This is a genomic window from Streptomyces sp. NPDC046759, assembly GCF_040645475.1.
In the GTDB taxonomy this organism is placed as follows: domain Bacteria; phylum Actinomycetota; class Actinomycetes; order Streptomycetales; family Streptomycetaceae; genus Streptomyces.
Window position 1 is genome coordinate 276,095 of record NZ_JBEYYJ010000006.1, and the last position, 13,757, is coordinate 289,851.

Below are 13,757 nucleotides of genomic sequence, written 5' to 3' on the forward strand. Positions count from 1 at the left end.
ACTCAGAGATCTTGCTCCAGGATCCCCGACTGCGCGATGAGGAACCCGAGCTGGGCTCTGCTGCCGCTGCCCAGCGCGGTGGCGAGTTTGGCGATGTGGGCCCGGCAGGTGCGGACGTTCATGCCCAGGCGCCGGGCGATGGCCTCGTCGACGTGCCCCTCGACCAGGAGCTTGGCGATGGAGTGCTGGATCTCCGTGATGCCGTCGGGGGCGGTCTCGTAGGGGGCGCCGGCGCTCAGCGGCACCGCGCGGGCCCACATGAACTCGAAGACCTTGATCAGGTAGCGGACGAGCCCCGGATGGCGGAGCTCGAGGGCGACCTCCCCGTCGTCGCGGGTGGGGATGAAGGCCACGGTCTCGTCGCAGACGATGAGCCGCTCGACGAGTTCGTCGATGGTGCGGTACTCCACCTTGCCGTCGGTGAACTGGGCCACGTAGGCCAGCGTCTCCGGGCTGTAGCGGGCCGGGTGCTGGTAGAGCGTGCGGATGCGGCAGCCGCGTTCGATCAGCGGTCTGTCGCGCTCCAGCGCCTTGTTGAGCGTGTGCTCGAGACGACGGCGGCTCGGCTGGACGGTGAGCATCTCGGTCCGGCACTGGGCGGTGGCCAGATCGAGCGCCGCGTTGATTCTGTCGAGGCCTTCCAGCACGGTGATCGAGTGCGTGGTCGCCGTGGGCTGGGCACTGATGTTCATGAAAGGCTCGAAAGCATCGGCCAGTTCGATCGACCGCCGCCGTCGCTGGCTGATCTCGTGCTCGATGGGGTTGAGCCGCTGGGCCAGGGCGATCGACGGGGGCACCGGGCGCAGCCAGTTCGGGTCGTCGGGGTCGGGATGAAGGAGGGCGAACTCCATCAGGCACGGCGCCGGTTCCACGTCCGCACGGGCTAGGCGTCCCGTCCGGAGAGCGTTCCCGTAAAGGCGTCGCCCGTCCTCGCACAGGTCGGTCAGCCCGTGGGGATGTGCCCGCTTAGTCTCATTTATTGTCAAATCTCCACCCCCCAGGGTCCTGAACGTGCAGGAACATGATGCATCGTTTGTGTGGCCATGACGTGCCGGAATGGGCCATCGTCGTATTCGGACGGGGGAGAGGTGACCTTCAAATGAGGACGAAGCCGACTATGCATAAGAGAATGCTTCGCTCGGCGCTTGTCGCCGCCTTCTCCGCCGTGGTGGCCTTCGGAGTGGTGACCGGTCATGCGGGGGCGAAGAGTGTCGCGCAGGACAGCAGCTGGCTGGTGAAGGCAGCGCCAGGGGACAGCAGCTGGGTGATCGCGGCGTCCAGCACCCCGGGCGACAGCTCCTGGGTCGCCCCCACGGACAGCAGCTGGGCCGTGCGGTCATGACCACTCCACCCGACGACCGCTCCTTCCGTCGTGAAATGGCCACGGCCTACCGATCCGGCTGGCACTTCATCGACCTGGTCACCGCCATCCCCCACAGCGGTGACTCGTTGATGGTGACCGTGTTCGGCGAGCCGGTGGTCGTGACCCGTGACGACGACGAGGACGTGCGGGCGTACCGGTGCCTGCGCAAGCCGCGGGGTGCGCCCCAGCCGGTCCGGTGTGCCATCCGGTACGGAATGATCTTTGTGAACCTTGACCAGCGGGACCACCGGCTCGCCGAGCCGACGGACCAGGACCTGAGGACCATCTCGGCCACCCCCCGCAGTGCCTGACGCGATTCCCCCGTCGTAAAAGATCGCTCAGGTGCTTCCCCCCGCAGCGGCGTCACCGTGACCTGAACACGGTGACGCCGCTGCAGTTTGTGGGGACATTTCGGGGTACGGGCGTGCTCCTGGTGTGGCTGAAACTGTTCACCCATGCCCCAGCACCCGTTCCACCTCGATCTCGATCACGACGCGCGCCGGATTCGGTGACGGCACCCGCTGGTAGCGCTCCGCATAGCGCTTCTCCGCCTCCCTGACCCGTTCCGGTTCCGTCCGCACCCTCGCCCGCCCCTCCAGCGTGGCCCAGCGCCGGCCGTCCACCTGGCACACCGCGACCCGGGCGCCCTCGGGCCCGGCCGCGCGCACGTGCCTCACCTTCGCGCTGGTGCCGTTGGTGATGACCCTGGCCGTCCCGGCCTCCGCGTCGTACGTCACCCCCACCGGCACCACGTGGGGGCTGCCGTCGGGTCGGAGCGTCGTCAGGGTGCACAGGTGGCGTTCTCGCCAGAACGCCAGGTACTCCTCGGAGTGCTTCGCCATGCCCCGCAACCTAGTCCCCGCAAGGCATCGCTCCCACCTTGAGCGGAATGGACTCAACTTTGTGTACGCTGACTAAGTCAGCAGTGGAGAGTGGCCGAGGAGGAGAACGGACAACGTGGACGCCGAGCTGACCAACAGGAGCCGGGACGCGATCAACGCAGCCAGCAGCCGGGCCGTGACCGAGGGGCACCCGGACCTCACCCCTGCTCACCTGCTGCTGGCTCTGCTTCAGGGGCAGGACAACGAGAACATCACCGACCTGCTCGCGGCCGTCGAAGCCGATCAGGCCGCCGTGCGCGCGGGCGCGGAGAAGATCCTGGCCGCGCAGCCCAGCGTGACCGGGTCCACCGTCGCGCCCCCGCAGCCCAACCGGGACCTGCTGGCCGTCATCGCCGACGCCGGCGAGCGCGCGAAGGACCTCGGTGACGAGTACCTGTCGACCGAGCACCTGCTGATCGGCCTCGCCGCGAAGGGCGGCCGTGTCGCCCAGCTGCTCCAGGAACAGGGCGCCGAGGCCAGGAAGTTGCTGGAGGCCTTCAAGAAGGCCAGGGGAGGACGCCGCGTGACCACCGCCGACCCGGAGGGCCAGTACAAGGCCCTGGAGAAGTTCGGCACCGACTTCACCGCCGCCGCGCGCGAGGGCCGGCTGGACCCGGTCATCGGGCGGGACCAGGAGATCCGGCGGGTCGTGCAGGTGCTGAGCCGCCGTACGAAGAACAACCCCGTCCTCATCGGTGAGCCGGGCGTCGGCAAGACCGCCGTCGTCGAGGGGCTCGCCCAGCGGATCGTCAAGGGCGACGTGCCCGAGTCGCTGCGGGACAAGCGGCTGGTCGCGCTCGACCTCGGCGCGATGGTGGCCGGCGCCAAGTACCGCGGCGAGTTCGAGGAGCGGCTGAAGGCCGTACTCGCCGAGATCAAGGACTCCGACGGCCAGATCATCACCTTCATCGACGAGCTGCACACCGTCGTCGGCGCCGGTGCCGGCGGCGACTCGGCCATGGACGCGGGCAACATGCTCAAGCCCATGCTCGCCCGCGGTGAGCTGCGCATGGTCGGCGCCACCACCCTGGACGAGTACCGGGAGCGGATCGAGAAGGACCCCGCCCTGGAGCGGCGCTTCCAGCAGGTGCTGGTCGCCGAGCCGACGGTGGAGGACACGATCGCGATCCTGCGCGGCCTGAAGGGCCGCTACGAGGCCCACCACAAGGTCCAGATCGCCGACAGCGCGCTGGTGGCGGCGGCCACCCTCTCCGACCGCTACATCACCTCCCGCTTCCTGCCCGACAAGGCCATCGACCTCGTCGACGAGGCGGCCTCCCGCCTCCGTATGGAGATCGACTCCTCGCCCGTCGAGATCGACGAACTCCAGCGCGCCGTCGACCGGCTCAAGATGGAGGAACTGGCGATCGCCAAGGAGACCGACCCGGCCTCCGTCGCCCGCCTGGAGAAGCTGCGCCGCGACCTCGCCGACAGGGAGGAGGAGCTGCGGCACCTCACCGCCCGCTGGGAGAAGGAGAAGCAGTCCCTCAACCGCGTCGGTGAGCTCAAGGAGCGCCTGGACGACCTGCGCGGCCAGGCCGAACGTGCCCAGCGCGACGGCGACTTCGACACCGCCGCCAAGCTGCTCTACGGCGAGATCCCGCAGCTGGAGAAGGAGCTGGAGGCCGCCTCCGAGGCCGAGGAGGAGGTCGCCAAGGACACCATGGTCAAGGAGGAGGTCGGCTCCGACGACATCGCCGACGTCGTCGCGGCCTGGACCGGGATCCCCGCCGGGCGCCTGCTGGAGGGCGAGACGCAGAAGCTGCTGCGCATGGAGGACGAGCTGGGCAGGCGGCTCATCGGCCAGACCGAGGCCGTGCGTGCCGTGTCCGACGCCGTACGGCGCTCGCGCGCGGGCATCGCCGACCCCGACCGCCCCACCGGGTCCTTCCTGTTCCTCGGCCCGACCGGTGTCGGCAAGACGGAACTCGCCAAGGCGCTCGCCGACTTCCTCTTCGACGACGAGCGGGCGATGGTCCGCATCGACATGTCGGAGTACGGCGAGAAGCACAGCGTGGCCCGGCTGGTCGGCGCGCCTCCCGGGTACGTCGGTTACGAGGAGGGCGGCCAGCTCACCGAGGCGGTCCGCCGCCGCCCGTACTCCGTGGTCCTGCTGGACGAGGTGGAGAAGGCCCACCCCGAGGTCTTCGACATCCTCCTGCAGGTCCTGGACGACGGCCGCCTGACGGACGGTCAGGGCCGGACGGTCGACTTCCGCAACACCATCCTGGTGCTCACCTCCAACCTGGGCAGCCAGTTCCTGGTCGACCCGCTGACATCCGAGACGGAGAAGAAGGAACAGGTCCTCGAGGCCGTCCGGGCCTCCTTCAAGCCGGAGTTCCTCAACCGGCTCGACGACCTGGTCGTCTTCTCGGCGCTGACCAAGCCCGAACTGGAGCGGATCGCGCAGCTGCAGATCGACCGGCTCGCCAGGCGGCTGGCGGAACGCCGGCTCACCCTGGACGTCACCCCCGGGGCGCTGGCCTGGCTGGCGGAGGAGGGCCTGGACCCGGCCTACGGCGCCCGCCCGCTGCGCCGCCTCGTCCAGACCGCGATCGGCGACCGCCTCGCCAAGGAGATCCTCTCCGGAGAGATCAAGGACGGCGACACGGTCCGCGTCGACCGCTCCCGCGAGGGCCTGCTGGTGGGACCTGCCACCGGGAAGACCCTGTGACGCTCATCCGGTGAACGCCGCGCACCGTACGAGGGCCCGGTCGCGGCCCTCGTACGTCACTCTCCGCCCCGCTCGTTCACCGGCCGTCCACCCGGCCAGCCGGATCATGTCAGCCATTGGCGGACAGGCGGGCGTCGGGGCTTGCCTCCCCCCGCCCCGCATGGGGGAGGATGGCGGAATCCGCATGAAGGGAAAAACACGGTGAGCATCGACCCGTCCTCGATTCCGAACTTCGGGGGCCAGCCCGAGCCAGAGCCCCAAGGACCGGCGGGCCCCGTCGTCCCGGATCAGGATCTTGTGAAGCAGCTCCTCGACCAGATGGAGCTGAAGTACGTCGTCGACGAGGAGGGTGACCTCGCGGCGCCGTGGGAGCAGTTCCGCACGTACTTCATGTTCCGCGGGGAGGCCGAGCAGGCGGTCTTCTCGGTGCGGACGTTCTACGACCGTCCCCACCCGATCGACGAGAAGCCGCAGCTGCTCGAGTCCGTCGACGACTGGAACCGCCGCACCCTGTGGCCCAAGGTGTACACCCACACCCATGACGACGGCACCGTTCGCCTGATCGGCGAGGCTCAGATGCTGATCGGCACCGGCGTCGACATCAACCACTTCGTCTCCTCCACCGTCAGCTGGGTGCGGGCCGCGATCGAGTTCGACCGCTGGCTCGTGGAGCAGCTCGGCCTGGAGCAGGAGGTCAACGAGGCCGACAAGCCCGAGGAAGACGGCGAGTAGGCCGCACACCACCGCTCACAGCGGTGCCTGCGCGTACACCACCAGGTACGCGCCGTAGACATAGCTGAGCCCGGCCAGGGCCGCGACCAGCACGGCCGCGTGCCAGGGCCGGGTTTTCGCCGTGCGCACCAGGCTCTGCGCGAGTGGCAGCAGCAGCGGGAACGCCGGCAGCAGGAACCGCGGCTTGGACTCGAAGAAACCCGACCCGCCCAGCGTGATCAGCAGCAGCACCCCGCTGAAGACGAGCAGCGGCAGCGGGGCGCGGTCCAGGAGCAGCAGCGCGTACAGCACCGTGCTCGCCGCCACCAGGACCAGCGCCATCGGGAACTCGAACCGGCTGCCGTGCAACAGCATCGCGCGCAGCAACTGCAGTGAGCCGTGCCCGAAGTCGAACCGGGACCCCCACAGCCGCTGCACCTCGAAGTAGCCGCCGAGCAGATCGTCCCTGCGCCGGCCGACCCACAGCACATACGCCGTCCAGCCCAGCGGGGCCAGCGCCGCGCCCGTCCACAGCCTGTGGGAAACCTCCCCGCGCCGCCGCCACACCTCGGCTCCGGCCGCGGCGAGCACCGCGGCGGCCACCGCGAACCCGTTCGGCCGGGACAGCCCCGCGAGCGCCGCCAGCGCCCCCGCCCACAGCCAGTTCCCGGCCAGCACCGCGCACAGCGACCAGGCCGCGAACGCGGTCATCACCGGTTCGGTGTACGCCATCGACAGCACCACCGCGTGCGGCAGCAGCCCCCACAGCAGCACCAGCGCGAGGCCGGTGGGCCGCCCGTGCAGCCGGGAGCCGGCCACATGGATCCCGGCGGCGGCCAGGGCTGCCGCGGACCACGAGATCAGCAGCCCGGCGGTGCCCCCGCCGAGCGTGGTCAGCGCGGTCACCGCCCGCACCAGCACCGGGTACAGCGGGAAGAACGCGAGGTCGCTGTGCGGCTCCGGGTCGCTGGACGGCAGATCGTGACCGTACCCGTGCGCCGCGACGCCCAGGTACCAGATCGAGTCCCAGGACCGGGCGAGCAGCGTCAGGGGGTGCCGGCCGGCGACATGGGCGACGAGGGCGAGCACGGCCGTCCCGGTGAGCCGGACACCGAGGAAGAGGCCCACGGCGACCCCGCTCGCGCGCAGCAGGGACGGCCCGGTGCGTTCGCGCGGCGCCGGCTTGCGCGCGGCCACGGGCGGGGCGAGGACGGTGCTGGCGTGGATCACACCTGAGCACCCTGCAAGGGCTCGGCCGCCGATGCGAGCAGGTGACGGCCGAGCGGGGGGCGGTTTCACCTGTGTCGCGTACACCGGCGAGGTGCCCCCGAGGGCTGCGAACGGCGCGTCACATCGCCCGCAGCCGCTCCGCCGCCTCCCTCAGCACGTCCTCCCGCTTGCAGAACGCGAACCGTACGAACGGCGCCCCCGCCTCCCGGTCGTCGTAGAACACGGCGTTGGGGATCGCCACGACGCCGGCGCGTTCGGGCAGGGCGCGGCAGAAGGCGAAGCCGTCCTTCTCGCCGAGGGGGCGGATGTCGGTCGTGACGAAGTAGGTGCCGGCCGGCCGGAAGACCTCGAAGCCCGCCTCCGCCAGCCCCTGCGCGAGGATGTCCCGGCGGGTCTGCATGGACCGGCGGAACTCCTCGAAGTAGGTGTCGGGCAGGGCGAGTGCCTCCGCGACCGCGTACTGGAAGGGGCCCGAGGAGACGTAGGTCAGGAACTGCTTCACCGAGCGGACCGCGGTGACCAGCTCGGGCGCGGCCGTCACCCAGCCGACCTTCCAGCCGGTGAAGGAGAACGTCTTGCCGGCCGAGCCGATCGTCACCGTGCGCTCGCCCATTCCGGGAAACGTGGCGAGCGGCAGATGCCCGGCGTCGTCGAAGACCAGGTGCTCGTAGACCTCGTCGGTGACCACCAGCAGGTCCCGCTCGACCGCCAGCTCGGCGATCGCGGTCAGCTCCGCGCGGGTGAGGACCGTACCGGTCGGATTGTGCGGGGTGTTGATCAGCATCAGCCGGGTGCGGTCGGTGACGGCGGCGCGCAGCTCGTCCAGGTCCAGGCGGAAGCCGCCCTCGTGCGGCCTGAGGGTCACCGGCACCCGCCTGCCGCCCGCCATCGCGATGCTCGCCGCGTAGGAGTCGTAGTACGGCTCCAGGGCGACGACCTCGTCACCCGGCTCCACCAGCGCCAGCAGCGCGGCCGCGATCGCCTCCGTCGCGCCAGCGGTCACCAGCACCTCGGTGTCGGGGTCGTACGACAAGCCGTAGCGGCGCTGCTGGTGCGCGGCGATCGCGACGCGCAGCTCCGGGATGCCCGGCCCCGGCGGGTACTGGTTGCCGCGTCCCTCGCGCAGCGCCCGGACCGCCGCCTCCCGGACCTGCTCGGGTCCATCGGTGTCGGGGAAGCCCTGCCCGAGGTTGATCGACCCGGTCGACAGGGCGAGCGCGGACATCTCGGCGAAGATCGTCGTCCCGAACTCGGCGAGCCGGCGATTGAGGTGGGGGCGGCGTGCGCTGGAGGTCATGCCGGCCATCCTGCGCCCAAGCTCTGGAGTTCCTCAACTCTGCTTTGAGTCCGCGGGCGGCCGGGCATCCCCCGCTCACCGCGGTCCACGGGGGGCCGTCTCGGGGGAACGGAAGGACGGTGACGCCATGGTCGCCGGCATCATCTTCATCCTGATCGTGGCCGCGTTCGTGGCCCTCACGGCGCTGGCCGGGCGGACCAGGAACCGACAGCGCACGGTGTCGCTCGGCAAGGGTCGCCGCGGCTCGTACCGCTCGTCGTCCTCCTCGTCCTCGTCGTCCGACGGCGGCGGCAGCTGGTGGGCGGGCACCGCCGACTCGGGCTCGTCGGGCGGGCACCACGGTGGTCATCACGGCGGGCACTCCTGCGGCGGAGGTCATTCCTGCGGGGGCCACTCCTCCTGCGGCGGTTCCTCGTGCGGCGGGGGGTCGTCGTGCGGCGGCGGATGCGGGGGAAGCAACTGACAGGGGGCGTGGGAAGCACCACCTGAGCGCCCGCCGGGCCAAGGCGCCGGCGGGCGCTCGCCCGTTCCTCTCCCGCGCCCGGCGTGCGCCATGGTTGAACAATTGAACTGTGTAGCCCTCTGAGGGATGGAAACCCGACGAAGTTGGGTAAAAACGCTGTGGCGGCGCCACTGTTCATGATTCCCTCTAAATCGCCAACAGCCCCTCGGACGTCCCTGCGACTCCCCATCCGGCCGAGCCGGTTGGGCTGACATGGCCGATCTCCCTCCTCATCGCGTGTTAGCGGAGCCGATCCATGCTCACGACCCTGAACACCTCCTACACCGATACGCGCGCCGCCGACCTAGCCTGGGCCCTGGGACGCGAGCCGCTGCCCGCCCTGGCCACCCTCGATCTGGAACTCACCGGGGCCAAACTCCAGTTGAGACTGCTCGGCGCCTCCCACCAGGTGCTGCTGGAGGAGGAGCGCGGCGGCTGCTCGGAGACGGTCGCCTGCATCCCCGGTTCCAGCACCCCGTTGCCGCTGGGCGTCGCCAAGCGGGTCGGCGACTGGGAGTACGAGTTCGCCGCGCGCGTCGAGCTGCTCACGCCCGGCTCGTTCGCCGGCCGCGCCCAGGAGTTGCTGGCTCTCGTCTCCGACCATCCGCACGGCCTCGCGGGTGTCTTCCCCGGCAGCCCGCACGCCTTCACCGCGATGCTGGCCCAGCGCCACGAGGGCCAGGTGCACTGGCGCACCTGGCACGCCTACCCGCAGGACGGCCAGCTGGTGGCCACCCGCACCCGGGTCGGGGCACGGAGGCCGGTGGCACGGACGGACTGAGCACGCCCCGCCGGCATAAACCCGCCGGACGTCAACGGCCCGCACTTCCACACGTGTGGGTGACGAAGCGTACCGAGCATGTGACGTAACGTCGCAACGTGATCGAACCGCACGCACCCGCGCGCCCGGGCGCCCCGGCCTCCTGGGCGGGTCCCGCCCCGCTGCCCGTCCGGCCCGGTACCGGGCGGTTTCTGGTCCTCGTGTGCGGCTTCGTCTGCGCGGCCTGCGGACTGGTCTACGAGCTCGAACTCGTCGCCTTCGCCTCCTATCTGATCGGCGACTCGGTCACCCAGTCCTCCGTCGTGCTGTCCGTCATGGTGTTCGCGATGGGCATCGGTTCCCTCGGCGCGAAGCGGCTGCGCTGGCACGCGGCCGCCGGCTTCGGCGCGATCGAGACCGTCCTCGCGCTGGTCGGCGGCTGCAGCGCGATGGCGCTGTACGCCGTCTTCGCCTGGACCGGCGGCTGGGGCGGGCTGTGGGCCGAGGGCCCGCGCTGCCTCCTGGTCGCCTTCTCCCTCGCCATCGGCCTGCTCATCGGCGCCGAAGTCCCGCTGCTGATGGAGCTGATCCAGCGCATCCGCCACCAGGACGCGGGCGGCGCGGTGGCCGACCTGTTCGCGGCGGACTACGTGGGCGCGCTCGTCGGGGGCCTCGCCTTCCCGTTCCTTCTCCTTCCGTTTCTGGGCCAGTTGACCGGCGCGCTGCTCACCGGCACGGTCAACGTGGTGGCGGGCGGCGCCCTGGTCCTCGGCCTCTTCCGGCGCGACCTGACCCGCCGCGCCCGCTGGACCCTCCTTCTCGTCGGCCTCACCGTCCTCGGCGTCCTCGCCTCCGCCGCAGCGCTCGCCGACGACTTCGAACGCGCCGCCCGGCGCGCCGTCTACGGCAAGGACGTCCGGGTCGCCGAACAGACCGACGTCCAGGAGGTCGTGCTCGCCGGCGGCACCGACGGCAGGCCCCTCGACCTCTTCCTGGACGGCCGGCTCCGCGTCGGCGGCCGCGACGAACACCGCTACCACGAGGCCCTCGTCCACCCCGCCCTCTCCGGCGGCCCCCACGCGCGCGTCCTGATCCTCGGCGGCGGCGACGGTCTCGCCGCCCGCGAGGTGCTGCGCCGGCCCGGTGTGCGCCGCGTCGACATCGTCGAGCTCGACCCCACCCTGGTCCGCCTGGCCCGGCACGACCCCGGTCTGTCCGCGGCCAACCGCCACGCCTACGACGACGCCCGCGTCCACACCACCACGGCCGACGCCCTGGGCTGGCTGCGCGGGGCGCCCGCCGCCGCGTACGACGTCGTGATCGCCGACCTCCCCGACCCCGGCATCACCGCCAGCACCAAGCTGTACTCCCAGGAGTTCTACGGCCTGGCCCGCCGCGTCCTCGCCCCTGGCGGCCGGCTCGTCGTCCACGCCGGGTCCGTCACCGCCCGCCCCCGTGCCTTCTGGACGGTCGCCGCGACCCTGCGTGCCGCGGGTTTCGCCGACACCCCCTACCGCGTCCTCGGCCACGACTCCGGCTTACCGGCCGGCCCCGACCGCTCGGCGGAGGCGTCCGGGGCGCTCCACGACTGGGGATTCCTGCTGGCGGTGCGCGGCTGGACCCCGCCACCGCTGCGGCTGGGCGCCTGGCGCCCGCGCACCCTGACGCAGAGCGAGCTGACGGCGGACGCGAGGGCGGCGGCACGGACCCGGATCGGCGGCTTGCCGCCGTCCACGCTGGTGCATCCGCGGTACTGACGGCCGACGCGGGCGGGGGACTGCGGGCGGGGCCTGACGGGCCGGTCGGGTGAGGGTAGTTTCCGGTCACACCTGGGTAGGCTCACCGGACATGGAGCACCAGGTTTTCGTCCCGGTTCCACTCGAGCCGCTCAGAGCCGCCCTGGCCGACCCCGCGCGTGTCGCCCGCGCGATCCCCGGCCTGCACCAGGACGCCGGTGCCGAACCCGTCGCCGGGCGCCTGAAGCTGCGCGTCGGCGGACACTCCGTCACCTACCGCGGCACGGCCCGGGTGATCGCCCGGGAGGACGGCACCTATGCGGTCGAGGCCGACGCCATCGAGTCCCGCGGCACCGGTGCCGTGAAACTCGCCCTCACCCTGCGCCTCGCGGACGCCGAGGGTGGTACGACGGTCACGGTCGAGGGCACGACGGACGCGGACGGCCGCATCGCGGAGCTTCCGCCGGACGCGGTGGACGCGGCGATGACCCGCCTGCTGAACCGTTTCGCGGAAAACCTGGCAGCGCCCCCGCAGACACCTGCGGCGCAGGAGGAGCAGGAACCGGCCTCCGCAGAGAAGGAGCCGGACGCGGAGGTGCCGGAGGCGAAGGTGCCGGAGACGGACGTGCCGGACGCGGATGAGCAGGAGCCGGCGGACGAGGCACCGGAGGCCGCAACGCAGTTGCCGGGAGCCGGGCACCCCTCCGTCTTCGACACCGAGGTCCCCCCGCCCTCCCTGGCCCCCGCGGCCGACGCGGACGAGAGCGAGGGCGCCGGTGCACCGGATGCCGACCGCCTCGCGGAGGACTTCGCCGACACCGGCGAGCCCCCCGCCGAGGCCGCGCACGCCCGCCGCACGATGATCGGCCGCAGCGCCGAGGAGGTCGACCACGCACCGCCGCGCGGCCGCTACGCCCCCGTCCCGGCACCGCAGACGGTCTCGGCGGCGTCGGCTCTGCGCTGGGCCGCGCCGGCGGCGGCACTGGCCGTGGCCTCGGCGATCGTGGTGAGCCGGGCCCTGCGCAGGCGCCGCTGAGCCAAAGCGCCCCGAGGGGCGCGGGGAACCGCGCGAGCGCCCCTCCACGCAGCCACAGCCGCCCACGACCGGACCCGTCCCCCCAGTAGCCTCTTCCCGTGAGTAACGAAGACATCACGTTGACCGCAGGCGATGCGGAGGTACGTGTCAGCCCCGCCAACGGTGGCCGTATCGCCGGGCTCAAGATCGGCAGCCTCGAACTGCTGAGGCAAGGCCCACGCTACGGCTGCTTCCCGATGGTGCCCTGGTGCGGCCGGATCCGGGAGGGCCGCTTCCTGGACGGCGGCACCGTCCGCCGGATGCCGCTGAACTCCCCGCCCCACGCCATCCACGGCACCGCCCGCGACGGAGCCTGGCGCACCGCGCGCGTCGCGGAGAACGAGGCGGTGATCACGTACGAGCTGGCCGACCCCTGGCCGCACTCCGGGCGCGTCACCCAGAGCATCGCGCTCGCCGACGACGCCCTGACGCTGACGATGTCCGTGGAGACGTACGACGACTCCTTCCCGGCGCAGATCGGCTGGCACCCGTGGTTCAACCGGAACCTCGGCGGTGAGGACGTGACGGTCGGCTTCGAGCCCGCCTGGCAGGAGGAGCGCGGTGACGACCATCTGCCGACCGGCAACCGGATCGACCCCCGGCCCGGCCCCTGGGACGACTGCTTCGGCATGCCCGGCGGCGTCGACGTCACGCTCACCTGGCCCGGTCAGCTGGAGCTGAAGGTCGGCAGCCGGGAGGAGTGGGTGGTCGTCTACGACGAGCAGGCCGAGGCCGTCTGCGTGGAGCCTCAGACCGGCCCGCCCAACGGCCTGAACACCCTCCCGCGCCTGGTCACCCCGATCGAGCCGCTGGAGGCGACGACGACCTGGAGCTGGCGGCGCCCTTAAGCTGGTCGCCATGACGGACGTACGCGGCGCGCTGCTGCAGCAGATCAAGGACAAGGCCGTGGTGCACGGCAAGGTGACCTTGTCGTCGGGCAAGGAAGCCGACTACTACATCGACCTTCGCCGCATCACCCTGGACGGCGAGGCCGCGCCGATGGTCGGTCAGGTCATGCTCGACCTGACCGCCGAGCTGGACTACGAGGCAGTCGGCGGGCTCACCCTGGGCGCCGACCCGGTGGCCACCGCGATGCTGCACGCCTCGGCCGCGCGCGGGCAGGTCCTCGACGCGTTCGTCGTCCGCAAGCAGGGCAAGGCACACGGTCTGCAGCGCCGTATCGAGGGCACCGAGGTCAAGGGCCGCCGGGTGCTGGCCGTCGAGGACACCTCGACCACCGGCGGCTCCGTGCTGACGGCCGTGGAGGCGCTGCGCGAGGCCGGCGCGGAGGTCGTCGCCGTCGCCACGATCGTCGACCGGGCCACGGGCGCGGCCGAGGCGATCGCCGAGCAGGCGGGCGTGCCGTACGTCTTCGCCTTCTCGAAGGATGAACTGGGTCTGGACTGACGACGCGGATTGACCTGGACTTGACCGGCGCATGGACCAGCGGTCCATGTCTGGAAAGATGGGGCCGACGATGACGTCGCCCCCCAGGTCTAGGTCAGGGCCATAACGCACCAAGCCAACC

Annotated in this window: 14 protein-coding genes; 9 read left to right on the forward strand and 5 right to left on the reverse strand. The window is 71.6% G+C overall.

Going from position 1 to position 13,757, the window contains the following annotated elements; translation table 11 throughout:
- Positions 1-2: 2 nt before the first annotated feature.
- Positions 3-947 (reverse strand): helix-turn-helix transcriptional regulator, encoded by a 945-nt coding sequence (locus tag ABZ919_RS11305; protein WP_361245770.1) that lies wholly within the window; start codon positions 945-947, stop codon positions 3-5.
- A gap of 244 nt (positions 948-1,191) precedes the next feature.
- On the reverse strand, positions 1,192-1,314 hold the full coding sequence (locus tag ABZ919_RS11310) for a hypothetical protein (protein WP_361245600.1): 123 nt from the start codon (positions 1,312-1,314) through the stop codon (positions 1,192-1,194).
- Positions 1,315-1,338: 24 nt separating this feature from the next.
- On the opposite strand from ABZ919_RS11310, the gene ABZ919_RS11315 reads away from it, so the two are divergent.
- A complete protein-coding gene (locus ABZ919_RS11315) occupies positions 1,339-1,674 on the forward strand; it encodes a hypothetical protein (RefSeq protein WP_031172594.1) in 336 nt (111 codons plus the stop codon).
- 138 nt (positions 1,675-1,812) lie between these two features.
- Here the strand turns inward: ABZ919_RS11315 and ABZ919_RS11320 are convergent, their stop codons facing one another.
- On the reverse strand, positions 1,813-2,205 hold the full coding sequence (locus tag ABZ919_RS11320) for a PPOX class F420-dependent oxidoreductase (protein ID WP_361245603.1): 393 nt from the start codon (positions 2,203-2,205) through the stop codon (positions 1,813-1,815).
- 115 nt (positions 2,206-2,320) lie between these two features.
- On the opposite strand from ABZ919_RS11320, the gene clpB reads away from it, so the two are divergent.
- Positions 2,321-4,918 (forward strand): ATP-dependent chaperone ClpB, encoded by a 2,598-nt coding sequence (clpB, locus tag ABZ919_RS11325; RefSeq protein ID WP_361245606.1) that lies wholly within the window; start codon positions 2,321-2,323, stop codon positions 4,916-4,918.
- A 201-nt stretch (positions 4,919-5,119) separates the two neighbouring features.
- Complete coding sequence (locus tag ABZ919_RS11330; protein WP_361245609.1) at positions 5,120-5,650, forward strand: YbjN domain-containing protein; 531 nt, start codon at positions 5,120-5,122, stop codon at positions 5,648-5,650.
- 15 nt (positions 5,651-5,665) lie between these two features.
- Here ABZ919_RS11330 and ABZ919_RS11335 read toward each other — a convergent pair whose 3' ends face one another.
- Positions 5,666-6,781, reverse strand: a complete 1,116-nt coding sequence (locus ABZ919_RS11335; protein ID WP_361245772.1) for a hypothetical protein — start codon at positions 6,779-6,781, stop codon at positions 5,666-5,668.
- Between the two features lie 196 nt (positions 6,782-6,977).
- On the reverse strand, positions 6,978-8,165 hold the full coding sequence (locus tag ABZ919_RS11340) for a pyridoxal phosphate-dependent aminotransferase (RefSeq protein WP_361245611.1): 1,188 nt from the start codon (positions 8,163-8,165) through the stop codon (positions 6,978-6,980).
- A 118-nt stretch (positions 8,166-8,283) separates the two neighbouring features.
- Here ABZ919_RS11340 and ABZ919_RS11345 point away from each other — a divergent pair, with 118 nt between their 5' ends.
- The 6 genes from ABZ919_RS11345 (at position 8,284) to pyrE (ending at position 13,636) form a co-directional block, all read left to right on the forward strand.
- Entirely contained in the window at positions 8,284-8,619 is a 336-nt protein-coding gene (locus ABZ919_RS11345) for a hypothetical protein (protein WP_361245614.1), read from the forward strand.
- 295 nt (positions 8,620-8,914) lie between these two features.
- Positions 8,915-9,439 carry a DUF2617 family protein gene (locus ABZ919_RS11350; protein WP_361245617.1) on the forward strand — a complete coding sequence of 175 codons (525 nt, stop codon included), beginning with the start codon at positions 8,915-8,917 and terminating at the stop codon, positions 9,437-9,439.
- Between the two features lie 98 nt (positions 9,440-9,537).
- Positions 9,538-11,175, forward strand: coding sequence for a polyamine aminopropyltransferase (locus tag ABZ919_RS11355; RefSeq protein WP_361245620.1), 1,638 nt, complete (start codon positions 9,538-9,540; stop codon positions 11,173-11,175).
- A 91-nt stretch (positions 11,176-11,266) separates the two neighbouring features.
- Positions 11,267-12,190 carry an SRPBCC family protein gene (locus tag ABZ919_RS11360; RefSeq protein ID WP_361245623.1) on the forward strand — a complete coding sequence of 308 codons (924 nt, stop codon included), beginning with the start codon at positions 11,267-11,269 and terminating at the stop codon, positions 12,188-12,190.
- 98 nt (positions 12,191-12,288) lie between these two features.
- Positions 12,289-13,077, forward strand: a complete 789-nt coding sequence (locus ABZ919_RS11365) for an aldose 1-epimerase (RefSeq protein WP_361245626.1) — start codon at positions 12,289-12,291, stop codon at positions 13,075-13,077.
- A 10-nt stretch (positions 13,078-13,087) separates the two neighbouring features.
- Positions 13,088-13,636, forward strand: a complete 549-nt coding sequence (pyrE, locus tag ABZ919_RS11370) for an orotate phosphoribosyltransferase (RefSeq protein ID WP_361245629.1) — start codon at positions 13,088-13,090, stop codon at positions 13,634-13,636.
- Positions 13,637-13,757 lie beyond the last annotated feature (121 nt).

Bases quoted from the DNA above. Each gene is read 5' to 3' on its own strand.
- ABZ919_RS11340 (WP_361245611.1), bottom strand. From the start codon at position 8,165: ATGGCCGGCATGACCTCCAGCGCACGCCGCCCCCACCTCAATCGCCGG.
- ABZ919_RS11320 (WP_361245603.1), bottom strand. From the start codon at position 2,205: ATGGCGAAGCACTCCGAGGAGTACCTGGCGTTCTGGCGAGAACGCCAC.
- ABZ919_RS11350 (WP_361245617.1), top strand. From the start codon at position 8,915: ATGCTCACGACCCTGAACACCTCCTACACCGATACGCGCGCCGCCGAC.
- ABZ919_RS11345 (WP_361245614.1), top strand. From the start codon at position 8,284: ATGGTCGCCGGCATCATCTTCATCCTGATCGTGGCCGCGTTCGTGGCC.
- pyrE (WP_361245629.1), top strand. From the start codon at position 13,088: ATGACGGACGTACGCGGCGCGCTGCTGCAGCAGATCAAGGACAAGGCC.
- ABZ919_RS11360 (WP_361245623.1), top strand. From the start codon at position 11,267: ATGGAGCACCAGGTTTTCGTCCCGGTTCCACTCGAGCCGCTCAGAGCC.
- ABZ919_RS11315 (WP_031172594.1), top strand. From the start codon at position 1,339: ATGACCACTCCACCCGACGACCGCTCCTTCCGTCGTGAAATGGCCACG.